A 22428-nucleotide genomic window follows, 5' to 3' on the forward strand; every position below is an offset into this window, starting at 1 on the left:
CATGAGTGCGACCGAAAAGATTCCGAACGCAGGCAAGAAGGCCAAGGACCTCAACGAGGTCATCCGGTACACGCTGTGGTCCGTCTTCAAGCTGCGCGATGTGCTGCCCGAGGACCGTTCCGGTTACGCCGACGAGGTCCAGGAGCTGTTCGACCAGCTCGCCGCCAAGGACGTCACCGTGCGCGGCACGTACGACCTGTCCGGGCTGCGCGCCGACGCCGACGTCATGATCTGGTGGCACGCCGAGACCGCGGACGAGCTTCAGGAGGCGTACAACCTCTTCCGCCGCACCCGGCTCGGCCGCGCTCTGGACCCGGTCTGGTCGAACATGGCGCTGCACCGCCCGGCCGAGTTCAACAAGGCGCACATCCCGGCCTTCCTGGCCGACGAGACGCCGCGCAACTATGTCTCGGTCTACCCCTTCGTGCGCTCCTACGACTGGTACCTGCTGCCCGACGAGGACCGCCGCAGGATGCTCGCCGACCACGGCAAGATGGCCCGCGGCTACCCGGACGTGCGGGCCAACACGGTGGCGTCGTTCTCGCTCGGCGACTACGAGTGGATCCTGGCCTTCGAGGCCGACGAGCTGCACCGCATCGTCGACCTGATGCGTCATCTGCGCGCCTCCGAGGCGCGTATGCACGTCCGCGAAGAGGTCCCGTTCTACACGGGGCGGCGGAAGTCGCTGGCGGAACTGGTATCGGGCCTCGCCTGACCCGGAGGATCAGACGGTGTGCGGCACCTTCGGTGTGGCCGCACGCCGCTCCGGCGAGACCGGGTTCGGCTCCGGGTGCGGTGCGCACGAAGCGTGCCGCACCGGCGTCTTGCCGTGCAGCAGGTAGTCCTCCATGTAGGCGTTGACGCACTCGTTGCTGCCGCCGCCGATGCCGTGCGTACCGGCGTCCTCCTCCGTGATCAGCACGGCACCCTTCAGCCGCTGCGCCAGCTCGCGCGCCCCCTCGTACGGTGTCGCCGCGTCCCGCTCGGCGGCCAGGATCAGCGTCGGCGGCAGCGCGCCGCGCTGCGTACGTACTTCCAGCGGCTGTTGCCGTGGCGCGGGCCAGAACGCGCACGGCAGATTCATGAAGGCGTTGTCCCAGGTCTCGAACGGCGCCTTGCGCGCGAGATGGGTGTTGTCGCGGTCCCAGACTTCCCACTCGGTCGGCCAGGGGGCGTCGTTGCACTCGACGGCGGTGTAGACGGCGTTGCCGTTCTCCGCGTCCCGCGCCTCCTCCGGCCGTGGGGCGGCCTGGCTGATCAGTGGCTTCTCATTGCCCTTCAGAAACTCCGAGAGCGCGGTGGCACGCGGGATCCACAGGTCGTCGTAATAGCCCGCCCCCAGGAACGCCGCGTGCAGCTGGCCGGGGCCGACGACGCCGCCCGCGGGTTTCAGCGCGAGACGGGCGCGCACCCTCTCGTAGCTGTTCGCCACCGCTTCGGGCGTGGCGCCCAGGTGGTAGGTGCGGTCGTGCTTGGCCACCCAGGCGCGGAAGTCCGCCCAGCGGCTCTCGAAGGCGAGCGACTGGTCGAGGTTGCTGCGGTACCAGATCTCGCGCCGCTCCGGGTTGACCGCCGAGTCGAAGACCATACGGCGTACATGCGAGGGGAAGAGGGTCGCGTAAAGCGCACCGAAGTAGGTGCCGTACGAGGCGCCCATGAAGGTCAGCTTCTGCCGGCCGAGCGCTGCCCGCAGCACATCGAGGTCGCGGGCGTTGTTGAGCGAGGTGTAGTGGCGCAGGGACTCTCCCGCGTTGCTCGCGCAGCCCTGCGCGTAGGCCTGCGCCCGCGCGATCCGCTCCTTCTTGTACGAGGCCGAGGGATGCACCGGCGCCAGGGTGGGCGCCTTGCTGAAGTCCGCCGGGTCCTGGCAGGACAGCGGGGCGGAGCGGCCGACGCCGCGCGGGGAGTAGCCCACGATGTCGTACGCCCCGGCGATCCGCTTCCACTCGGGGAGCCGGGCGGCCAGCGGGAAGTACATGCTGGAAGCGCCGGGACCGCCGGGGTTGTAGACGAACGCCCCCTGGTATTCGGCCGCCGTCCCGCTCGCCTTCACGCGGCTGACGGTCAGCGAGATCTGACGGCCCGACGGCTCGGCGTAGTCGAGCGGGACGGTGACCGTGCCGCACTGAACGGGGGAGGGCAGCATCTCGGCCTTGGGGCAGGGGCCGAAGTGGATACCGGCAGCCTCGGCACGGCGGGCGGCGATGGCCGTGCCGTACGACTCGGCGTCCGCGGTGCTCGTGCCGCCGGCCGGGGCGACGGCCAGCGCGGTGATGACAAGGGAACCGAGGCTTGTCACTGCCCCGTACATCGCCACTGCTCTCATCGTGTTCCCTTCGTGCGGACGTCACCGTTCGGCAAAGGGAACGCAGAGCATTTCTACTTGTAAAGGACCAATGTCCGGGTGTCGGAGTCAATGACTCCGATGCGCCATGCGGCCGTTCGTCAGCGCCGCCCGCAGCCGCGGATCGTCGAGCGCGCGGACGCCGCCCACTGCGAGCGCGGTGAGCGTGTCCTTGGAGGACGTGGGGGAGAGCGTGCCGAGCAGACGCTGGCCGTCGGGCGATGCCCAGCGTGTGTACGGATGCACCTCGATACGCGCGATGGCCAGACAGCCCAGGGTGAGGAGCAGGGGAAGCGCGAACCAGCCGAGCACCGGTGCGGTCGCGGCCTGGCCCTGAGGGAGCATCAGCAGGGCGGCGCCCGCCATCGCGACCGTGAGCGCGCTCGCGCCCTGAACGCCGCGCACGGCGGCCGCGACACCCGACCTGGTGCCGTCCGGGACGGCGAGCCCGGCGCTGACGAGCCGGTCGGCGATGGCCCTGACCGCGTCGGCGGCGGAGGCGGCCGCCCGTACCGGCGCTATCCGTGCCTGGCCCGCGGGCCCTATCGCGCCGATGACCGAGCGCTCCAGGTCGTCCTCGCCCTCCGGGTCGACGACCGTGGCCCAGCCGGTGTGTGCGAGCAGCAGCATGCGGCGGCGGTGCATCGAGACCAGGGTGAGCTCCGCGACCCGGTGCGGGCCACCGGACAGGAAGGCCGCCTCGTACAGGCTCAACTCCCGCTTCCTTCCGGCTCCTTCGGGGGACAGGCGGGCGGCTTCCAGCGCGGCGACGCAGAGCCGGGCGCAGCTGATGGCTGCCGCGGCCCAGGCCACCAGCACGAACAGGACCCAGAGCATGGCTGGTTTCTACGCGAGATGTCCGCGGGAGCGCCATGGGTTGTTCACCATGCGGACCGTGGCGTTATCTGTTCGTGACGTCGGAGCGGGGGCGGGATGCCGCGGGCGGCAGTGAGAAGGAGGGGGGCGGGGTGGGCGTGACGGCCTCGGCCGGCGGTGGTGTCGCCCCCGAGGCGGGCGGCGGTGGTCCGGTCGGGCTTGCGGTCCCGGTGCCCGCGGCCTGATTCGCGATGGCGTCGAAGTCGACGAGGCCGGTTGCCTCCAGGATCTTGATGTGGTCCAGGACGGTGGTGTTGGCGTCGTCGGCGAGTTCGCGCACAAGGGTGTTGCGGGTGCTGTTGCGGATGTCCGCGACGAGCGAGAAGACCTTGCCGTGAGCCCGGCGCAGGATGTTGGCGAACTTCGTCTCGTACTCCTGGCCGCGCGCTTTGGTGAACTCCTTCAGCCAGCCCTGCTGCTGGGTGGTCGGCTGGTTCGGCAGCTCCAGGTTCAGCCGTGCCGCGACCTCGCGGACGCGGGCGTCGAGATAGGTGTGGCCCTCGACGAGGTGCTCGCCGGCCGTCTTGACCGCGACCGTGGGGGCGCGGCCGACAGCCTGCTGGCCTGCGGGCAGCTCCCACAGACCGGCGAGTCTGACCCGGACGACGAAGTCACGGTCGGCGGCGGAGAGCGGGCCCCAGGGGGTGGTGACGGAACCGGCCCTGAGATTGGCCTCCGCGGTTCCTGAACGGTCGTCGTACGACCAGACGGGGAAGAGGATCGCGGCGATGGTCGCCGTCAGTGCGACGACGATCAGGCCGGTGCCGGTGAGGAAACGCATGGTGCCTCCTGCGTGCGGTCCGCACGCTAGTCGGCTGCGTGATGATCCTGTGGGCGGTTGGAGGAAGTGCGAGGTGGTGGGTGCCAGGTCCCGTCCGGTCGATCAGGCCGGATCATTGAGCGGGTCTGGCTACGGGGGAGTCGGCGACCACGACAACGCAGCGAGGTGCCGTGCCAGGGCACGCGAGCCCGGCAAGATCGGCCGGACAGGACCTGGGGCGACTCAGGAGCTGCTGCCGCAACTGGAGCCGGACGACGATCCGCAGCTGGAGCCGGACGAGCTGCCGCAGCTGGACCCACCGCCCGACGAACCGCCGCAGCTGGACCCGCTGCTGCAGCTCGAGCCGCCGGACGAACCGCCGCTGCCGCAGCTGGAGCTCCCGCAGCTCGATCCTCCCGGGCTCGACCCGGCGCACCACACGGTCGTCGAGTACGAGTTCGAGTACGACGGTGAGTGGCTGCTCGTCCGGGGCGACGGGATACGGGCTGCCGCGATCAGCTGCGCCTGGAGCGCCGGGTCCGGCACCGCGCGCAGGCCGTGCAGCGCGACGAGATGGGCCACCGAGTACGCCTGCGCGTACTGGATTCCGTACGAGCGCAGCGCGTGCTGCCCGGCCGTGGTGACCCGGCGCCGGGAGCGGGCAGCCACGACGAACCCGATCACGCTGCCGGGGATCAGCGCCGGGAAGACCATGACGATGAACGGCGGTCCGGATTCGTTTTCCCCGATGAAGCTGATGATGGTGACGGCGAAGGCGACCGGCAGTGCGAGCAGGCTCAGGATGCCCTGGACGAGACCCCACACCGCAAGGCCGCGGTGCTGTCCTGGCGGTGTCATCAGACTTCGGGCGGCGAGGCCGTCGCCGATCTCCTGCACGGCCGGGTGCCGCATCACCGCGCGGCGCAGCGTGTGCAGCGCCCCGGTCGGCGCGGCGGCCAGCTGCTCGAACACCGCGCGCTCGACGGGGTCATGGGCGAGCGGATGGAGTACGGAGACGATGCCGGGGCCGCCGATGGCCAGCCGGCCGTCCGCGTGCAGCGCGGCGATCGCCGAGTCCACGACCCTGGCCGGGCCGCCGCTGAGGAACGCGGCCTCGTAGACATGCTGGATGGGCCCCGCGGCCAGGTGGCCCGGCCGGGCGGAGGACGAGCGGACCAGCAGCACGGCGGAGGACGCGCCGATGGCCAGATAGACGAGTACGGCCAGAAGGACCATCGGGATTCACCTCCGGGAGAGGGCAGCACGGGCAGCGCGTACAAACCGGGTGGCACGCCGCGGCGGGTGCGCGGCGGCGCGCTCCTCCCACCAGCGGGTCAGCAGACGGCGTGCGCCGTCGTCCTCGGGACGTCCGGCGATGAGCAGCTGCTCGGCGAAGTCGAGGGCGTCGCGGCGGTAACCGGCCTGCATGGGACGGGACTTGGCGTACGCGAGGAACGCCTCCCGGTACCCGTGGCCGAGGATCTCGGGCAGCTCGGGAGCGACCTTGGCGACGACATCGGCCCGCTTGGCGGCCAGCGCACGGCTCTGGACGCGCAGGCGCCGGGAGTCGAAGCCTTCGGGAGTGGGCGTGCCCGCGACGAGGGCGGAGAGGAGAGCGGCCTGGGCGAGCGCGAGGCGCTCGCGTGCACCGGGGGAGGCGTTCTCCCACCCCGCCCGTCCCGGATCCTGGAGCCCTCCGCGGGCGCGAGCTTCACGGCGCGGCTCGCTCGCCGTTCCAACAACCTGCCGCACCGGCGCAGCGTCCGCTCCCACCGTCGTGCGGATCACCTTCAATTCTGCCGCCAGCTCCTCCGCGGGCGGGAAGTCGTCGTCCCGTTCCAGCAGCACTCCCGGTGGGGTGACCCGGTCACGCAGCGCCGAGAGGATGTCGAGGACCGGCCTGGTGACCGGATGGGCGTGGGTGTCGTGCCAGACACCGTCGCGCTCGATGCCGCCCGCCACATGCACGTAGGCGATCGCCTCGACCGGGAGTTCGTCCAGTGCCTTCACCGGGTTCTCGCCGCGGTTGACGTGGTTCGTGTGGAGGTTGGCCACGTCGATCAGGAGGCCGACGCCTGTCCGGTCCACCAGCTCCGCCAGGAACTGGCCCTCTGTGAGCTCTTCGTCCGGCCAGGAGATCAGCGCCGCGATGTTCTCCAGTGCCAGCGGCACCGGGAGCGAGTCCTGCGCGATGCGGACGTTCTCGCAGAGCACCTTCAGCGCGTCCCAGGTGCGCGGCACCGGCAGCAGGTGGCCCGCCTCCAGCTGCTGGGACGCGGTGAGCACGCCTCCGGCCCGTACGAACGCGATGTGTTCGGTCACCAGCGGCGCCCCCAGCGCCGTCGCTCGCTCAGCCAGATCCGCGAGCCGCTCCTTGGACGGGCGGTCCGCGCCGCCGAGGCCAAGGGAGACTCCGTGCGGGATGATCCGGGTGCCGCGCGAGCGCAGCCGGGTCAGTGCGGCGGGCAGATGGCCCGGGCAGATGTTCTCCGCGACGACCTCGACCCAGTCGACGCCCAGGCCCTCCACCGCGTCCGCGATCTCCGGGCGCCAGCCGATACCGATACCGAGTTCCATGGGTCCCCTCCCCTGCGCCGTGTGACGGTGCGTGCAGGGCCTATGGCCCCGCCGGACGGCGGTGAATCCAGAGGAGGGGACGTTCAGAGGTTGATTTGGGGTTCCGCCCGGCTCTGCTGGGCTCCGGTGCGGAACCGTGTCACGGACGGTTCGTGTTGATCGCTGTCGGTGCCCCCGGCTGTGTGGACGGCCGTGACGTGAACGACTGGTCCCCGGACGGCGACACCGGCGCAGGCTGCGGCGGCAGGTTGCCGTCCGGCGGCGGCGGACCGGTCGGGCTGGCCGTCGCACCGCCCGCCGCCTCGTTCGCGATGGCGTCGAAGTCGACGAACCCCGTCCCCTCCAGCATGGTGATGTGGTCGAGCACCGTCTGGTTCGCGTCCGTAGCCAGCTGGCGTATCAGCGTGTTCCGGGTGGTGTGCCTGACCTGCGCGATCAGCGCGAAGACCTTGCCGTGCGCATTGCGCAGCAGGTTCGCGAACTTGCGCTCATATTCCTGGCCGGTCGCCGCCGACAGCTCCCGCAGCCATCCTTGCTGCTGCTCGTTCGGCTGGTTCGGCAGCTCGACGCCGAGCTTCGCCGCAACGTCGCGCGCCCGCTTGTCGAGGTCGGTGTGGCCGACGATGAGGTGGTCACCCGCGTCCTTGATCGCCTTGGTCGGCGCCCGCTCGATCGCCTGCTGTCCCGCGGGGAGCTCCCAGAGCCCGGCCAGCCGGACCTTGACCAGGAAGTCGCGGTCCGTGGCTGTCAGTGGCCCCCACTGGGTCGCCACACTCGAGGCATTGACGTTGTCCTGACCGGTGCCGGAACGGTCCGCGTATGACCACACGGGGAACGCCAGCGCTCCTACCGTGGCGACCAGAGCCGCGATGATGAGTGCTGTCCCGTTGATGCGCCGCAACAATGTGCCTCCAGAGCCGATGCGTTACACGGCAACCAACCGCCCGTTGAACCGTGGTTCAAGTAAATCGGCGGTACTGAGAGGTACGTAACGCGGGTCCCGAGTGTTCAGCCGCGCAGCGACGGATGATCCGCGACCACCGTGCAGGACCCCGGAGCGATCTCCGTGAAGCCCGCGTCACGGACCACCGGCAGCCCGCTGACCGTGAGTTTCCGCCAGTGCGCGGGCTCCGCGGTGCGCACGGACAGCGCGAAACCGGCCTCCCGCCACGCCTTGCGGTCCGCCTCCGACAACTCCCACCAGGCGAGTTGCGCACCGTGGCCGGCCTGCGCCATCGCCTTGCCCGCCGACATGTCCAGATCCGGGCTGAGCCAGAGGACCGGACCCGCGAGGTCGGGCGCCGCGGGCGATTCGGAATCGTCCAGGTCCGTGCCTGAGACCTGGAGTTTGGCCAGCTCCTTGGGCCAGCCGTCCAGCGGGACGGGCGGGAAGACCCGCACCTCGGCCGTCCCTTCCGTCACCGTGATGCCCGGCAGCGCCGCGGCCTTGCGCCACTCCGCGCCGCGCGCCCGCCGCACCACCTTGCGGATACGGGCGTCCTGCCAGTCCCGCATCGCCTGCGCCCACTCCCCGTCGCCCAGCGAACGCTCGTCGCTGAGGATGGCGAGCACGGCGCGGGCCGCGGCCTCCAGCGCGTCCGTACGGGCCGGGGGTTCGGCCTTCTCGATACGCACCACGAGCGGCAGCACGAACTGCGGCGCCTCGTCGCGGGCGAGGTTCTCGTGCTGGAAGGGACTGTCGGTACGGGGTTCTTCGCTGCTCACACGGCCAGTCTGCCAGCCGCTTCTGCCTCACCCCGTCGGGATTGTTGGCGGAACGGAATCCTCCGGGCCACGATGCTCCCCATGAAAAGTGATCTCTTCGCCTCCGAGAACATGGCACAGCAGGCGACCGTCCCCGGTATGAGCCTGCAGAACGCCAAGTCGATCAAGTACGCCGTCAACGGCGAGATGCACGCGCGACAGGGATCGATGATCGCCTTCCGCGGCAATCTCCAGTTCGAGCGCAAGGGCCAGGGCATAGGCGGCATGCTCAAGCGCGCCGTCACCGGCGAGGGCCTGGCGCTGATGGCGGTCCGTGGCCAGGGCGAGGCATGGTTCGCCCACGAGGCCCAGAACTGTTTCATCGTCGACATCGAGCAGGGTGACGCGCTCACCATCAACGGCCGTAACGTTCTGTGTTTCGACGCCTCGCTCTCGTACGAGATCAAGACCGTGAAGGGCGCCGGCATGACCGGCGGCGGCCTGTTCAACAGCGTCTTCACCGGCTGGGGAAAGCTCGCCGTCATCTGCGAGGGCAACCCCATCGTGATACCCGTCACCGGGCAGCAGCCCGTCTACGTGGACACGGACGCTGTCGTCGGCTGGAGCGCCCAGCTGAACACCTCGCTGCACCGCTCGCAGTCGGTCGGCTCGATGATCCGCGGCGGTTCGGGCGAGGCCGTCCAGCTGATGCTCCAGGGCGAGGGATTCGTGATCGTCCGGCCCAGCGAGCTCACCCCGCAGAAGGCGGCCAACTGAAACTCCGGGGAGTCGGCCGCCGTTACGGCCTCGGCGGACCATGAGTGCTGCGGGGGGTCCATCTCGACCTGCCCGCACACGTCCTGGTCCGCATCCAGGGCACGAACGGCAGCGGAAAGTCGACACGGGCGCGGCGGGCGCGGTGGCCTGCGCCCTCTGCGCCCTCCGCGGCGCGGACGGCGCGAGTTAACCTCGTACGCATGGACGAGCCGTACTGCGAGACGCCCGCCCCCGCGCCTGTGGCGGCCGGTGGGCCGCCCTTCGCGGAGTGCGTGCTGTGCCGGAAGCCGACGGAGTACCCGGAGTCGGTCAAGGGTGCGACGCTCTGCCCGGTCTGCGAATGGCAGGAAGCACAGCGGACGGCCTGCTCGGGCTGAGATCAAGCCCGTCCGGAGCCGCGCATCAAGCCCGTCCGGAGCCGCGCATCAGGTCCGAGACCTTCACAAAGCGGTAGCCGCGCTTGCGCAGCTCGGGGACGATCCTGCGGACCGCCTCGTCGGTTACCGGCGCCGCGCTGCGCGTGCAGTGCATGACCACCAGCGACCCCGGCCCGACTCCTGCCAGGACCTGCTCGGCCACGGCGTCGGCGTCCGTCGCGAAGGCATCGCCGCTGACGACGTCCCACTGGACCGCGGTCACCTTCGCGGGGGCGAGCGCACGCAGGGCCGCATTGTTGTAGCAGCCGCCAGGGAAGCGGAAGTACGGCACCACATTGCGCGCCCCGGCCTTCTTGAACGCGGCGAAGGCCCGGTCCACATCGGCCAGCATGGCGTTCTTCTCCACCACCGGCAGGCCGTAGCAGGGGGACTTGAAGGCGTAGTGGCTGTAGGAGTGATTGGCGATCTCGAAGAGCGGATCGTTGCCGATCGACCTCGCCTGGTCCGGGTACTCCTCGGCCCAGCGGCCCGTCATGAAGACCGTCGACGGTACGTTCAGCCTGCGCAGCGAGGCGATGAGGGCGGGGTTGTCGAAGTGCTCGCCGTGCGCCGCCCGGGGGCCCTGGTCGGCGGTCATGTCGGCGTCGAAGGTCAGCGCGACCGTCTTCTCCGCTTTTGTGGCCGACGTGGCCGCGCGCTCGAAGACAGGGGTGAGGCCAGCGGGCCCGGGTGCCACGGTCGGCGCCTTGCGCACCGTGTCCGCGAGGGGCTTTCCGGGCTTGGGGGCAGCCGCTGCGTCCGTCCTGTCGGGGGAGGGCACGGCGGAACCGCCGCCGTTCTCGCCACTGCCGCCACTGCCGCCGTTGCCGCCGGAGCAACCGACGAGCACGGCGCCCATCACGACAGCCGTTGCCATTCTTCGTACAAAAGTGATCACTGACGGAAACTATCCGATCAGTCCGACTATCTGAGCATGCGGCATACGTGCGTCAGGGTTACGTTCCGTCAGAGCGCAGGCTCAGGCTCCCGTCCAGCCCGGCGGGTGGGATGATGCCCCGGCCGGAGGGACGCCGTGCTCAGGAGGAATGACATGTCTGTGCCCCCTGAGGTGGGCGTGCTCGCCGATGTCGAGGAGCTGCTCCGCGACCTGCCCGCCGACCGGAGCGGCGCCCTGTGGCGGCTCTCCGGCGAAGGGCGGCAGCTGGACTCGAATGTCATCCGCATGCTGCCGGGCACCCGGGTCAGCGGCCATGTCGAGCCGGATCTCGATGTGTTGCTCTGTGTGCTGGGCGGGAGCGGCCGCCTGGAGATCGACGGCGGGCGCCGGCAGCTGGAGTCCGGCTGTGTGGCCTGGATTCCGCGCGGCACCCGGCGCGGGCTCCTCGCCCACGAGGACGGACTCGTCTACGTCACGGTGCACCGCCGCCGTCCGGGACTCACCATCCGCAGCGCTGCCGAGGCGGAAGGGGGCGAGGCAGCCTGTCTGCTCAACCGGGTCTGCCCCGGCTGCGACCGCCCCGCCGAGGAGATCGGCGCACGTTACTGCAGCCGTTGCGGCAGCCAACTGCCTTCGTGAGGCTCCGCCTCACCGCGCCTCACGGTCCGTCAGAAGACCTTTTTCGCACTGTGGATGAGTACAACTCGCGCCCCATCCGTATCAAGGGGCGGACGCGTCCCCCGGTTTCCGTCGGCAACCGGACTCCGTACCCCCCTCAGGAGGCGACGAGTTGAGTCACAGGCGAATACCCAAGCGGAAGGCCGTTCTCGCGGGAGCCGGGGCGGTGGGCATCGCTGCAGCGGCCATCCTGCTGCCCCACGCGAACGCTTCCCAGTCCGGAAACGACTCGCAGGCGCGGTCGGCCCCCAGGACGATGAGCGCCGCTTCGGCGGCCGAGATCGTCTCGCAACTGGGCAAGAAGCTCGGTGAGGCTTACGGCGGGGCCTACTACGACGCCGGGAAGCAGCAGCTCGTCGTGAACGTCGTGGGCGACAACAACAATCTCGCCGTCGAGGTCAACAAAGCCGGCGCCGTCGCGCGAAGTGTCGAGAACAGCGTGGGCGAACTGAAGTCGGCCGCCGGCACACTGGCCGCGAAGGCCACCATCCCGGGAACCGCGTGGGCCGTCGACCCGAAGACCAACCAGATCCTCGTCACGGCGGACCGCACGGTCGCGGGCGAGCGCTGGGACAGACTTGAGACGGCAGTGAAGTCCCTGGGCGACGGTGTGGCCCGGATCCAGAAGTCCGCGGGCACGTTCAAGCCCTTCCTGGAGGGCGGCGACGCCATCTTCGGTGGCGGCGCCCGCTGTTCGCTCGGCTTCAACGTGACCACCCAGGACGGCAGTCCCGGCTTCCTGACCGCGGGCCACTGCGGTGTCGCAGCCAAGCAGTGGTCGGAATCCGCGAACGGCCAGCCCATCGGCACGGTGCAGGCGGCGACGTTCCCGGGCGACGGCGACTTCGCACTGGTCACGTACGACGACCCGGCGACGCAGGCCGCGAGCGAGGTCGACCTGGGCAACGGTCAGACCCTGCCGATCACGCAGGCGGCCGACGCCGCGGTCGGACAGCAGGTGTTCCGGATGGGCAGCACCACCGGCCTGAAGGACGGCTCGGTCACCGGGCTCAACGCCACCGTGAACTATCCGGAGGGCACCGTCAGCGGGCTCATCCAGACCGATGTGTGCGCGGAACCGGGTGACAGCGGCGGTTCGCTCTTCACCCAGGACGGGAGCGCTATCGGCCTCACCTCGGGCGGCAGCGGAGACTGCACTGCGGGCGGGGAGACGTTCTTCCAGCCGGTGACGACGGCGCTGGCCGCGGTGGGCGCTCAGATCGGCGACGGCCAGGGCGCCGGCGGCGCTCAGGACAACGGCCAGGGTGGCGGCGCTCAGGACAACGGCGGCGCTCAGGACAGCGGCCAGGGCAGCGGCGCGGCCGAGGACCCCGCGGGCCAGACCGGCTGACGCTTCACGGGAGGGAGGACGGGCGGGACGGGCCCCGGGCATCGACCGATGCCGGGGGCCCGTCCGGTGTCCCTCGCCGCCCGGCCTCAGCCGTCGGCGGCCGCGCAGTCGGAGGCCTCGGGACCGCCGCCGTCCAGCGTCGCGGTCAGGGCTTCCAGGTCGGCGCGCAGCTGCCGGATCCGCTCCAGGGGCAGGCCCGTGGCCTCGGCGATCCTGCGCGGTACGCCGAGCGCCTTCTCGCGGAGTTCGGTGCCCGCGGCGGTGGGGCGGGCGGTGACGGAGCGCTCGTCGTCGGGGCTGCGGCGCCGCTCCACGTAACCCGCCGACTCCAGGCGCTTGAGCAGGGGCGACAGCGTGCCCGAGTCGAGGCGCAGGTGCTCGCCGATCCGCTTCACCGGCAGCTCGCCGTGCTCCCAGAGCACCAGCATCACCAGGTACTGCGGATAGGTGAGGTTCAGATCCTTCAGCGCGCTGCGGTAGACACCGTTGAAGGCGCGGGACGCGGCGTGCAGCGAGAAGCAGATCTGGTGGTCGAGGCGCAGGAAGTCCTCGTCCGGCACGGTCGTCAGCGTCGTCTTCTCCATGGGGAACAGCATACCTGCGCGCTACTGAGTTGTGCACAACTGAATTGTGTGATGTAGTTATGCCATCGGTTCCCCACGGACGAAGAGGGATGCAACTCATGGACGCGCTCTACACCGCTGTCGCCACCGCCAATGGCCGTGAAGGCCGCGCTGTCAGCTCCGACGGCCACATCGACCTGCCGCTCGCCTTCCCCCAGGCCCTCGGCGGCAACGGACAGGGCACCAACCCCGAGCAGCTCTTCGCCGCCGGGTACGCCGCCTGCTTCGCCAGCGCCATGGGTGCCATAGGCCGCCAGGAGAAGATCGACGTCAAGGACGCCTCCGTGACCGCCGAGGTCAGCATCGGCAAGGACACCGACGGCGGCTTCGGGCTCTCCGTGATCATGCGCGTCGAGCTTCCCGACCACCTCCAGGGCGAGGCGGGCCGCGACCTGCTGGAGAAGACCCACGCCTACTGCCCGTACTCCAAGGCGACCCGCGGCAACCTGCCGATCGAGCTCGTCATCGAGTAGTCGGTTCCCGCTCATTCAGCGGGTGCGCCCCGAGCCCCGTCGCCGCGATCCGGCGACGGGGCTCACGGCATGTCCAGCAGCCTCTTGCGGCACTCGTCCACATCGAAGTCGGCCTCGGGGTACTGCGGATCGAGTGCCTCGAGATGCTCCAGGAGCAGCTTGCTGATGGCCCAGTTCCGGTACCACTTGCGGTCGGACGGTACGAGATACCAGGGCGCCGCCTCCGTCGAGCAGCGCTCCAGGGCGATCCCGTACGCCCTCTGGTAGTCGGGCCACACCGCCCGCTCCTCGATGTCGCCCGGGTTGAACTTCCAGTGCTTCTCCGGCTTGTCGAGCCGCTCCAGCAGACGGCGGCGCTGCTGCTCGTAACTGATGTGCAGAAACACCTTCACCATCGTGACCCCGTCCTTGACGAGGCCCTCTTCGAAGCGGTTGATCTCGGCGTAGCGGGGCCCGAGCTGCTTGCGCGGCACCAGTTCGCGGACCCGGGCGATCAGTACGTCCTCGTAGTGCGAGCGGTCGAAGATCCCGATCTCGCCCGGCTGCGGCAGGGCATCGGTGATCCGCCAGAGGAAGGGGTGGTTCTTCTCCTCCGGAGTCGGGGCCTTGAAGGCTTTGATCCGGCAGCCGGACGGATTGAAGAGGCCGATGACGTGCTTGACCGTGCCGCCCTTGCCGCTGGTGTCCATGCCCTGGAGTACGAGCAGGATGCGGCGGCGGTCGCCCGCCGTGCTCGACGCGTACAGACGCTCCTGGAGATCGGCCAGACGTTCACCCATCCGGGCCGTCGCGGCCAGCCCCTCGGCCTTCTTCCGGGGCCCGGCGGGAGTGGCGTCGGCTGCGTAGGAGGAGAGGTCGACGTGCTCGCCGCCGGGGACGCGCAGCAGCTCACGGAGTACTTCCGGCTCCTTCTCCGACTCCCTCTCCCGCTCCAGGTCGTCCTTCGTGGCCACGGCGCACCCCTTCCGGCTCCGGTCCGTTCCCTCGATCGTGCGACGGAACCCCGGCTCCCGCGAGCGTGGTGTGGTGGAAGAGCAGGTTCAGCGCGAACGCGGTCACCGCGGCGCTGGTGATGCCGCTTCCCGTGATGATCTGCGCCCACGACGGGAAGCCGTCATAGATCCCGTCCGCCATCTCGGGCAGCAGGCCCACACCGAGCGAGACCGACGCGATGATCAGGTTGTGGCCCTGGCCGAGGTCGACCCGGCGCAGAGTGTTGATGCCGACCATCGCGACCGACTAGAACCGCACCAGACCCGCCGCGCCGACGACGGGTCCCGGCAGCGCGGCCACCACCTCGCCCAGCTTGGGCACCAGGCCGAGCGCCACCAGAATGCCGCCGGCCACGGCCGTGGGGTACCGGCTGAAGACCTTCGTCATGCCGATGAGACCGACGTTCTGGCCGAAGACCGTGTCCATGAAGGAGTTCATCGTGCCGCCCAGGACTCCGGAAAGACGCCAGGCCTTTCGGGAGTCGGACCAGCATTGATGCAGGCGATCTTTGAGCGCCTGGGGCGGATGCGTTACGCACGTGTTGCGCACCCGCCCCAGCAGGGTCAGTGCATCAGCGCCACGGCCCGGTGACCGCGAACGTCGTGCCGGGCGTATAGCAGTTGACGTACATGGTCTCCCCGTCCGGAGAGAAGGTGACGCCCGCGAACTCGCCCCACTCCGGTGCCTCAGGCGTGCCGATGTTCTGCGCGCCGCGCGCCATCGGGTAGACCTCGCCGCGCTTGGTCAGCCCGTACACATGCTGCGCGCCGTTCCCGTCCTCGCACACCATCAGACCGCCGCTGGGTGCAAGGCAGATATTGTCCGGCGACTCACCGGGCAGCTGGATGTCCGTGCTCGGACCGAAGACGATCACCAGCGTCAGACGGCGCCGGTGCGGCTCGTACTTCCACACCTGCCCGAAGTGGTCCGCCGCCGAGCCCATCTTGCTCTGGGCGAAGCTGGAGACGAAGTACACCGAACTCCCGCCCCAGTAGCAGCCCTCCAGCTTCTGCGCGTGCGTGATGCCCTTCGGGCCGAAGTCCTGCAGCCGGACGGGTGTCTGCTTCGCCTGGCTGTCCGGTACGGGCACCCACTCGATCCCGTCGAAGCTCGCGCCGGTCTCCTGGATCGCGGACAGGTCGGGCACGCCCGGCACTCGCATCGCCTCCAGGGCGCCGCCCGCGCGCAGCGAACCGGTGCCGCCCAGCGGCTTGTCCGGCAGGAAGCGGTAGAAGAGCCCGAAGGGCCGGTCGAAGGCGTCCTCCGTCTCGTACACGATCCCGCTCTTCGGATCGATGGCGATGGCCTCGTGCTGGAAGCGGCCCATCGCGGTGAGCGGCACGGCTCCGGTACGGCGTGGATCGGCGCCGTCGACCTCGAAGATGAAGCCGTGGTCCTTGGTGTAGCCGTTGGTTCCTGCTCTGTCCTCGGTCTCCTCGCAGGTGAGCCAGGTGCCCCACGGGGTGGGCCCGCCCGCGCAGTTGACGGCCGTGCCTGCGATGGCGACCCGCTCGGACAGCACGTTGTTGCGGCCGTCCAGCTCCAGCGCCGTACAGCCGCCCTTGCCCATCGGGTCGTAGGTGAGGCCTTCGACCGCCGGGACGCCGATCTTGGCGGTGACGCGGTTCTCGTGGTTGCGGACGAGATGCACGCGGCCGCGGCGGCCGGCGAAGGCGCCCATGCCATCGTGGTTGCTGGGGACCTTTCCCTTGCCGGAGCGCAGTGCGTCGCCCTCGCGGGAGAGGACCTTGTAGCGGAAGCCTTTCGGCAGATCGAGCAGCCCGGCCGGGTCGGGGACGAGCGGGCCGTACCCGCTGTGGCCGCGGGCGGCCGCGGTGCCCGCGAAGAGTTCGGAGAAGGCTCCGGTGAAGGCGATCCCGGCGCCCAACGCGCCGGTACCTGCCAGGACTTGACGTCGTGTTGCGGACATGTGGCAACTCCCTGCTGGCGGACAGGAGATGTGACCCGCACGTGTGTATCACGCAGATCGCTGACACGAGAACCGTGCGGGCCACTATGCCTTTGTGTGTCGCTGTGCCAGGCGCGGAGCCGGGCGCAGGGCCGTGCGAGGGGCAGGGGTCAGGCGAGTTCGGCGGTCAGGGTGATCGTCGTACCGGCGAGCGCCTGGCTTACGGGGCAGTTCTTCTTGGCGTCCTCGGCCAGCTCGAGAAAGCGGTCCTTGTCCAGGCCCGGGACCTCGCCGCGCACGGTGATGTGGCTGCCGGTAATGCCCTCGCCAGGCACGAAGGTGACGTCGGCCTTGGTCTCCAGGCGGGTCGGCGCGTGGCCGGCCTTGGCCAGGATGTTGGAGAACGCCATCGAGTAGCAGCTGGAGTGGGCGGCCGCGATCAGTTCCTCCGGGCTTGTCTTGCCGCCGGGCTGCTCGGTGCGGGCCGGCCACGAGACGGCGAAGGTGCCGTTGCCGGAGGAGTCGAGGGTGACCTCGCCCGATCCCTTGAGGAGATCGCCCTCCCAGATGGTGTGGGCGGTACGCGTAGCGGCCATGATGGTGGTTCCCTTCGGTCGGGGTGACGCCCCCAAACCTACTGCGCCACAAGCCCCTTCGCGTCCCGTGCCAGCGCGGTGAGCCGGGAGATCGCCCGGAAGTACTTCTTGCGGTAGCCGCCGTTCAGCATTTCTTCGCTGAACAGTCGGTCGAAGGGCATTCCGGACGCGAGCACGGGCACCTCGCGGTCGTACAGCCGGTCGGCGAGCACCACGAGGCGCAGCGCCGTCGACTGGTCGGGAATGGGTTGCACATCGGTGAGGCAGACGGCGCGCACACCGTCCGTGAGCGCCCCGTACCGGCTCGGATGCACCTTCGCGAGATGCTCGAGCAGCTGCGGGAAACCGTCGAGGGACGCCCCTTCGGTGGCGTACGCGGCCTTCTCGACCTGTTCCTCGGAGTACGGGGGAGGGGCCTCGGGCAGACCGCGGTGACGGTAGTCCTCGCCGTCGATCCGCAGCGGGCGGAAGTGCGCGGAAAGACCCTGGATCTCACGGAGGAAGTCGGCCGCCGCGAACCGGCCCTCGCCGAGCTTGCCCGGCAGTGTGTTGGAGGTGGCGGCCAGGGCCACGCCCGCGTCGACCAGCTTGCCGAGGAGCGTCGACACGAGGACGGTGTCGCCCGGGTCGTCGAGCTCGAATTCGTCGATGCAGAGCAGCCGGTGCCCGCTCAGGGTCCGCACGGTCTGCTGGAAGCCGAGGGCGCCGACCAGATTCGTCAGCTCCACGAAGGTGCCGAAGGCCTTGAGGGACGCCTCGGCGGGGGTGGCGTGCCACAGGGAGGCGAGCAGATGCGTCTTGCCGACGCCGTAGCCGCCGTCGAGGTAGACGCCGCGCGGGGCGGTGGGGGCAGCGGGCTTCTTGGCGAACCACCTGCGCCGGCCGGAGCCGCTCGCGTGCGCCCCGCCCAGGCCCGCGGCGAAGGAGCTGAGGACCGTGACGGCCTCGCGCTGGCTCGGCTGGTTCGGGTCCGGGACGTACGTGTCGAAGCGCACCGAGTCGAAGCGCGGCGGCGGCACCATCTCGGCGACCAGCCGGTCGGCGGGGACATGCGGCTCGCGGGCGCAGAGGGACAGCGGGGCCGCTTCGGTTATGGCACTGGTCGACACAGTTCCTAACTGTAAGCGCCGTGGAAGACTGCACTGCATGCGACGTCTGCTCCCTGTGACCGACCAGACAGCCACAGTGGACCGTGAGTGGTCCCTGGACGAGCTGGCCGACGCCTATGCGTATCCGGACGGCGCGGAGGGCCCCTGGCTGCGGGCGAACATGGTCTCCACGCTGGACGGTGCGGCCCAGCACGAAGGCCGCTCGCAGGGGATCTCCTCCGACACCGACATGCGGATCTTCGGCACGCTGCGGGGGCTGGCCGATGCGGTGGTGGTCGGCGCCGAAACGGTACGCCTCGAGGGGTACCGCCCCGCCCGCGCCCGGGAGGCCTTCGCGGCCCGGCGGGCCGCGGCCGGCCAGGGCCCCGCCCCCGCGATCGCCGTGGTCAGCGCCTCGCTCGACCTCGACTTCTCGCTCCCCCTGTTCGCCGGGCCGCTGGTGCCGACACTGGTGCTGACGGGGGCCGCGGCGCCCCCGGACCGGGTCCGCGAGGCGGAGAAGGCGGGCGCGGAGGTGGTGATCGCCGGGGACGGACCCGGAGTGGAGCCGGCCAGGGCGCTACGGGCGCTGGCGGAGCGCGGCCTGACACGGCTGCTGACCGAGGGCGGCCCGCGGCTGCTCGGTCAGTTCGTGGCGGCCGGGATACTGGATGAGCTGTGTCTGACCGTGTCGCCGACGCTGACGGCGGGGGACGCGCAGCGGATCGCGGGCGGACCGGCCCTGGCCGTTCCGGAGAGGTTGGCCCTGGCGTCCGTGCTGGAGGAGGCGGGGTTCCTTTTCACCCGCTACCGTCGCATCTGACAAGGGGTGGAACTTGTCGTACCGGTTAGCTTCCGCTGGGCACACTTACTCTCGCAGACCCCGTGCGGGCACGGGGAAGGATGGTTTCCGCAGAAGGGCTCCTGACGTGTTCACAAGCGTATTGATGATCGAGAAGCCCCTGACGTCGGAAGACGTGGAATTCGTCACGAGCCTGCACGGGGACGAGAGCGTGTCCTTCATCGTGCTCATGCAGCCCCGCGGCGACCAGGCCGACGTCCTCCTGCGAGCCATTGACGACGTCGCGCTCGGCGAACTGAAGCAAGCCGTCCGTGAGGGCGACAAGCCCGAGGGGAGAGACGCCGAGGCCCCCGCCAGGCTGGCCCTGGAGCACTCGCTGGCGGCCCTGCGGGCGTCGGGCAGCCAGGCCGTGGGCGAGGTCGTCGAGAAGCATCCGCTGGACAAACTGACGTCCGTGGTGGACGAGTCGGGCGCCGACGAGGTGATCGTGCTGACCGAGCCGCACTACGTGGAGGAGTTCTTCCACCGGGACTGGGCCTCCAGGGCCCGCCACAAGGTCGGCGTACCGGTGCTCAAGCTCTTCGCGCACAGCGAATAGGCTGGGCCCTCGCACGCACTCGTACATCTTGGGGAGACACACGCATGGCACCCGCCATCCCTAGCGCCATGGAACGCCCGCACTTCATCGGCATCGGCGGCGCCGGAATGTCGGGCATCGCCAAGATCCTCGCCCAGCGCGGCGCGAAGGTCGCGGGCAGCGACGCGAAGGAGTCGGCGACGGCCGAGTCCCTGCGCGAGCTCGGCGCCACCGTCCATATCGGGCACGCGGCCGAGCATCTGGCGTCCGACGCCAGCTGTGTCGTCGTCTCCAGCGCCATCCGCGCGGACAACCCGGAGCTGGCGCGCGCCGCCGAGCTGTCCGTCCCGGTCGTGCACCGTTCCGACGCGCTCGCCTCGCTGATGACCGGCCTGCGCTCGATCGCCGTCGCGGGCACGCACGGCAAGACCACCACCACCTCCATGCTGGCCGTGGCCCTGACCGAGCTGGGCCTCGACCCCTCGTACGCCATCGGCGGCGACCTCGCAGGGCCGGGGACGAACGCCCGCCACGGCGGGGGCGAGATCTTCGTCGCGGAGGCCGACGAGAGCGACCGCAGCTTCCAGAAGTACGACCCCGAGGTCGCGATCGTCCTCAATGTGGAGCTCGACCACCACGCCAACTACGCCTCGATGGACGAGATCTACGACTCCTTCGAGACCTTCGTCGGCAAGGTCGTCCCGGGCGGCACGCTGGTGATCTCCGCGGACCAGTCCGGAGCGGTGGAGCTGACCCAGCGCGTCCGCGACCTGTCCACGCTGAAGGTCGTCACCTACGGCGAGTCCCCGTCCGCCGACGTGCGCGTCCACAAGATCACCCCGCGCGGCCTCACAAGCGAGGTCACGGTCCTTCTGGACGGGCGCTTCCTGACCTTCACGGTCTCGGTGCCCGGCCGCCACTACGCGCTCAACGCCGTGGCCGCGCTCGCCGCCGGAGTGGCGCTCGGGATCCCCGCGCACAACCTCGCGTCGGCGATCGGCAAGTACACCGGCGTCAAGCGGCGCCTCCAGCTCAAGGGCGAGGCCGCCGGCGTCCAGGTGATCGACTCCTACGCCCACCACCCGACCGAGATGACCGCGGACCTGGAAGCGATGCGCGGCGCCGCGGCGGACTCGCGGCTTCTCGTGGTCTTCCAGCCCCACCTCTTCTCCCGCACCCAGGAGCTCGGCACGGAGATGGGCCAGGCCCTCGCCCTGGCCGACGCGTCCGTGGTCCTGGACATCTACCCGGCCCGCGAGGACCCGATCCCGGGCATCACCAGCGCCCTGATCATCGACGCGGCCCGGGCGGCGGACGCGGACGTCACGGCCGTGCACGACAAGGCGACCGTCCCCGACGTCGTCGCGGGAATGGCGAAGCCCGGCGATCTGGTTCTCACGATGGGCGCGGGCGACGTCACGGACCTCGGTCCCGTCATCCTGGCCCGCCTGTCGAACTGAGGGAGCCGTTTTCATGTCGTACGACGTCGAAAAGCCGGACGAGCAGTGGCGCGCGGAACTGTCCCCCGCGGAGTACAAAGTCCTGCGCGAGGCCGGCACCGAGCCTGCCTTCGTCGGTGAGTACACGGACGCCAAGACGGAGGGCGTGTACTCCTGCCGGGCGTGCGGCGCCGAACTCTTCCGCTCCGACACGAAGTTCGAGTCGCACTGCGGCTGGCCGTCCTTCTACGACCCGAAGGACACCGACGCCGTCGAGCTGATCGAGGACCGCTCGCACGGGATGCGCCGCACAGAGGTCCGGTGCGCGCGGTGCGGGTCGCACCTCGGTCATGTCTTCGAGGGCGAGGGGTATCCGACCCCGACCGATCAGCGGTACTGCATCAACAGCATTTCGCTGCGGCTGACGCCCGACGAGGGCTGACACCGGACACGAGCCGACTCCCGGCGATGGCTGAGCGCCCAGCCCGAGCTGCACTTACACTGAGTCACAAAGGGTGTTTGTGACATACCGGAGTCACTGTGCGCTATCAGCGGCTGTTCGTACCGGCGCTCGCCCTGCTCCTTGTGATGCTGCCCGCGGCCACCGCGGCGGCGCAGGGTGAAGAGGAGGTACCGCACGGCCCGGGGTTCGGTGCCCGGGCCCTGCAGGCGCTCATCGACGGGATTCAGTTCGGCGTCATCATCGCGATCTGCGCGGTGGGCCTGTCCCTGATCTTCGGGACCATCCACCTGATCAACTTCGCGCACGGCGAGCTCGTGACGATCGGCGCCACGTTCGCGTTCTTCCTGAATGTCTCGCCGGCCGGTCCCGGCTGGCATCTGATCCCCGCCGCGATCGTCTCCGTGGCCTTCGGCGCCCTGCTGGGCCTGGGCATCGACCGTGGTCTCTGGCGGCCGTTGCGGGCCCGCGGCACGGGTCTGATCAACATGTTCATCGTCACGATCGGACTGTCGTTGCTGCTGCGGCACATCGTGCTCGTGTTGTACGGAACCCGGCCCGGCTCCTTTGCCCAGTACGACATCCAGAAGGCGTACGACCTCGGCCCGGTGGGCATCACCCCACGGGATCTCACCGTCACCCTGCTCTCGATACTGACGCTGCTCGGTGTCGCCGCGCTGCTCCAGAGGACCCGGATCGGCACGGCCATCCGGGCCGTCTCCGAAAACCGCGACCTCGCCGAGGCCTCGGGCATCGATGTGCAGCGGGTCGTCTCGTTCGTCTGGATGCTCGGCGGTGCGCTCGCCGCCCTCGGCGGGGTCTTCTTCGGACTGGTCGAGATCGTCACCTGGGACATGGGCTTCAAGCTGCTGCTGCTCATGTTCGCCGGAGTCATCCTCGGCGGTCTCGGCTCCGCGTACGGCGCGATGGTGGGCAGCCTCGTCATCGGCATCGTCGCCCAGATGTCCACGCTGTGGTTCCCGGTCGACCTGCAGTACGCGTGGGCGCTGCTCACGCTCATCATCGTCCTGCTCGTCCGGCCGCAGGGCATCCTCGGCCACCGCGAACGCATCGGTTGAGGGGTGGT

The 22428-nt window shown here is 70.0% G+C and carries 26 protein-coding genes; 11 read left to right on the plus strand and 15 right to left on the minus strand.

Going from position 1 to position 22428, the window contains the following annotated elements; all coding sequences use genetic code 11:
• Window position 1: 1 nt before the first annotated feature.
• A complete protein-coding gene (gene hemQ, locus ABZS64_RS07740) occupies window positions 2-715 on the plus strand; it encodes a hydrogen peroxide-dependent heme synthase (protein ID WP_355824586.1) in 714 nt (237 codons plus the stop codon).
• 9 nt (window positions 716-724) lie between these two features.
• Here the strand turns inward: hemQ and ABZS64_RS07745 are convergent, their stop codons facing one another.
• The 7 genes from ABZS64_RS07745 to ABZS64_RS07775 all read right to left on the minus strand — a co-directional run bounded on the left by ABZS64_RS07745 (window position 725) and on the right by ABZS64_RS07775 (window position 8282).
• Window positions 725-2326 (minus strand): alpha/beta hydrolase, encoded by a 1602-nt coding sequence (locus ABZS64_RS07745; RefSeq protein ID WP_355824589.1) that lies wholly within the window; start codon window positions 2324-2326, stop codon window positions 725-727.
• An 87-nt stretch (window positions 2327-2413) separates the two neighbouring features.
• Entirely contained in the window at window positions 2414-3181 is a 768-nt protein-coding gene (locus ABZS64_RS07750; RefSeq protein WP_355824592.1) for a TIGR04222 domain-containing membrane protein, read from the minus strand.
• A gap of 64 nt (window positions 3182-3245) precedes the next feature.
• Window positions 3246-4001: a DUF4142 domain-containing protein gene (locus tag ABZS64_RS07755; RefSeq protein WP_355824595.1), complete on the minus strand. Its 756-nt coding sequence runs from the start codon at window positions 3999-4001 to the stop codon at window positions 3246-3248.
• 222 nt (window positions 4002-4223) lie between these two features.
• Window positions 4224-5216 (minus strand): TIGR04222 domain-containing membrane protein, encoded by a 993-nt coding sequence (locus ABZS64_RS07760; RefSeq protein ID WP_355824598.1) that lies wholly within the window; start codon window positions 5214-5216, stop codon window positions 4224-4226.
• Between the two features lie 6 nt (window positions 5217-5222).
• Window positions 5223-6557, minus strand: a complete 1335-nt coding sequence (locus ABZS64_RS07765) for a DUF692 domain-containing protein (RefSeq protein WP_355824601.1) — start codon at window positions 6555-6557, stop codon at window positions 5223-5225.
• Window positions 6558-6696: 139 nt separating this feature from the next.
• A complete protein-coding gene (locus tag ABZS64_RS07770) occupies window positions 6697-7458 on the minus strand; it encodes a DUF4142 domain-containing protein (protein WP_355824604.1) in 762 nt (253 codons plus the stop codon).
• Between the two features lie 107 nt (window positions 7459-7565).
• On the minus strand, window positions 7566-8282 hold the full coding sequence (locus tag ABZS64_RS07775) for an aminoacyl-tRNA hydrolase (RefSeq protein ID WP_355824607.1): 717 nt from the start codon (window positions 8280-8282) through the stop codon (window positions 7566-7568).
• Window positions 8283-8363: 81 nt separating this feature from the next.
• Here ABZS64_RS07775 and ABZS64_RS07780 point away from each other — a divergent pair, with 81 nt between their 5' ends.
• Window positions 8364-9038 carry an AIM24 family protein gene (locus ABZS64_RS07780; protein ID WP_355824610.1) on the plus strand — a complete coding sequence of 225 codons (675 nt, stop codon included), beginning with the start codon at window positions 8364-8366 and terminating at the stop codon, window positions 9036-9038.
• Between the two features lie 200 nt (window positions 9039-9238).
• The gene (locus ABZS64_RS07785; RefSeq protein WP_355824612.1) at window positions 9239-9415 is read left to right on the plus strand and encodes a hypothetical protein; all 177 of its coding nucleotides are present in this window, start codon (window positions 9239-9241) and stop codon (window positions 9413-9415) included.
• Between the two features lie 25 nt (window positions 9416-9440).
• On the opposite strand, the gene ABZS64_RS07790 is transcribed toward ABZS64_RS07785, so the two are convergent.
• Entirely contained in the window at window positions 9441-10331 is an 891-nt protein-coding gene (locus ABZS64_RS07790) for a polysaccharide deacetylase family protein (RefSeq protein ID WP_355824615.1), read from the minus strand.
• A gap of 174 nt (window positions 10332-10505) precedes the next feature.
• On the opposite strand from ABZS64_RS07790, the gene ABZS64_RS07795 reads away from it, so the two are divergent.
• Complete coding sequence (locus ABZS64_RS07795; RefSeq protein ID WP_355824617.1) at window positions 10506-10991, plus strand: hypothetical protein; 486 nt, start codon at window positions 10506-10508, stop codon at window positions 10989-10991.
• A gap of 151 nt (window positions 10992-11142) precedes the next feature.
• Window positions 11143-12381 (plus strand): S1 family peptidase, encoded by a 1239-nt coding sequence (locus ABZS64_RS07800; RefSeq protein ID WP_355824620.1) that lies wholly within the window; start codon window positions 11143-11145, stop codon window positions 12379-12381.
• An 86-nt stretch (window positions 12382-12467) separates the two neighbouring features.
• On the opposite strand, the gene ABZS64_RS07805 is transcribed toward ABZS64_RS07800, so the two are convergent.
• Complete coding sequence (locus tag ABZS64_RS07805) at window positions 12468-12965, minus strand: MarR family transcriptional regulator (RefSeq protein ID WP_355824622.1); 498 nt, start codon at window positions 12963-12965, stop codon at window positions 12468-12470.
• A 98-nt stretch (window positions 12966-13063) separates the two neighbouring features.
• On the opposite strand from ABZS64_RS07805, the gene ABZS64_RS07810 reads away from it, so the two are divergent.
• On the plus strand, window positions 13064-13477 hold the full coding sequence (locus tag ABZS64_RS07810) for an organic hydroperoxide resistance protein (protein ID WP_142214965.1): 414 nt from the start codon (window positions 13064-13066) through the stop codon (window positions 13475-13477).
• Window positions 13478-13539: 62 nt separating this feature from the next.
• Here ABZS64_RS07810 and ABZS64_RS07815 read toward each other — a convergent pair whose 3' ends face one another.
• The 6 genes from ABZS64_RS07815 to zapE all read right to left on the minus strand — a co-directional run bounded on the left by ABZS64_RS07815 (window position 13540) and on the right by zapE (window position 18123).
• Window positions 13540-14430, minus strand: coding sequence for a PPK2 family polyphosphate kinase (locus ABZS64_RS07815; RefSeq protein ID WP_355824626.1), 891 nt, complete (start codon window positions 14428-14430; stop codon window positions 13540-13542).
• Window positions 14366-14707 (minus strand): hypothetical protein, encoded by a 342-nt coding sequence (locus ABZS64_RS07820; RefSeq protein ID WP_355824629.1) that lies wholly within the window; start codon window positions 14705-14707, stop codon window positions 14366-14368. Before ABZS64_RS07820 ends, ABZS64_RS07815 begins: the two co-directional genes overlap by 65 nt.
• Window positions 14708-14716: 9 nt before the next feature.
• Window positions 14717-14908: a solute carrier family 23 protein gene (locus ABZS64_RS07825; RefSeq protein WP_355824632.1), complete on the minus strand. Its 192-nt coding sequence runs from the start codon at window positions 14906-14908 to the stop codon at window positions 14717-14719.
• Window positions 14909-15041: 133 nt separating this feature from the next.
• Complete coding sequence (locus ABZS64_RS07830; protein WP_355824634.1) at window positions 15042-16400, minus strand: alkaline phosphatase PhoX; 1359 nt, start codon at window positions 16398-16400, stop codon at window positions 15042-15044.
• 149 nt (window positions 16401-16549) lie between these two features.
• Entirely contained in the window at window positions 16550-16975 is a 426-nt protein-coding gene (locus tag ABZS64_RS07835) for an OsmC family protein (protein WP_266482248.1), read from the minus strand.
• A gap of 38 nt (window positions 16976-17013) precedes the next feature.
• On the minus strand, window positions 17014-18123 hold the full coding sequence (gene zapE, locus ABZS64_RS07840) for a cell division protein ZapE (RefSeq protein WP_355824638.1): 1110 nt from the start codon (window positions 18121-18123) through the stop codon (window positions 17014-17016).
• Between zapE and ABZS64_RS07845 the strand changes: the two genes are divergently transcribed.
• From ABZS64_RS07845 to ABZS64_RS07865, 5 genes are all read left to right on the plus strand, one after another.
• On the plus strand, window positions 18122-18886 hold the full coding sequence (locus tag ABZS64_RS07845; RefSeq protein WP_355824641.1) for a pyrimidine reductase family protein: 765 nt from the start codon (window positions 18122-18124) through the stop codon (window positions 18884-18886). The two genes, zapE and ABZS64_RS07845, sit on opposite strands and share 2 nt — an antisense overlap.
• A gap of 106 nt (window positions 18887-18992) precedes the next feature.
• Window positions 18993-19463 carry an indole-3-glycerol phosphate synthase gene (locus ABZS64_RS07850; RefSeq protein WP_355824644.1) on the plus strand — a complete coding sequence of 157 codons (471 nt, stop codon included), beginning with the start codon at window positions 18993-18995 and terminating at the stop codon, window positions 19461-19463.
• 44 nt (window positions 19464-19507) lie between these two features.
• A complete protein-coding gene (gene murC, locus ABZS64_RS07855) occupies window positions 19508-20902 on the plus strand; it encodes a UDP-N-acetylmuramate--L-alanine ligase (RefSeq protein WP_355824647.1) in 1395 nt (464 codons plus the stop codon).
• 13 nt (window positions 20903-20915) lie between these two features.
• A complete protein-coding gene (gene msrB / locus ABZS64_RS07860; RefSeq protein ID WP_355824650.1) occupies window positions 20916-21323 on the plus strand; it encodes a peptide-methionine (R)-S-oxide reductase MsrB in 408 nt (135 codons plus the stop codon).
• A 98-nt stretch (window positions 21324-21421) separates the two neighbouring features.
• Window positions 21422-22420: a branched-chain amino acid ABC transporter permease gene (locus ABZS64_RS07865; RefSeq protein ID WP_355824652.1), complete on the plus strand. Its 999-nt coding sequence runs from the start codon at window positions 21422-21424 to the stop codon at window positions 22418-22420.
• The last annotated feature ends 8 nt before the right edge of the window (window positions 22421-22428 follow it).

This window comes from Streptomyces sp. NPDC005408 (assembly GCF_040606445.1).
Classification (GTDB): Bacteria; Actinomycetota; Actinomycetes; order Streptomycetales; family Streptomycetaceae; genus Streptomyces.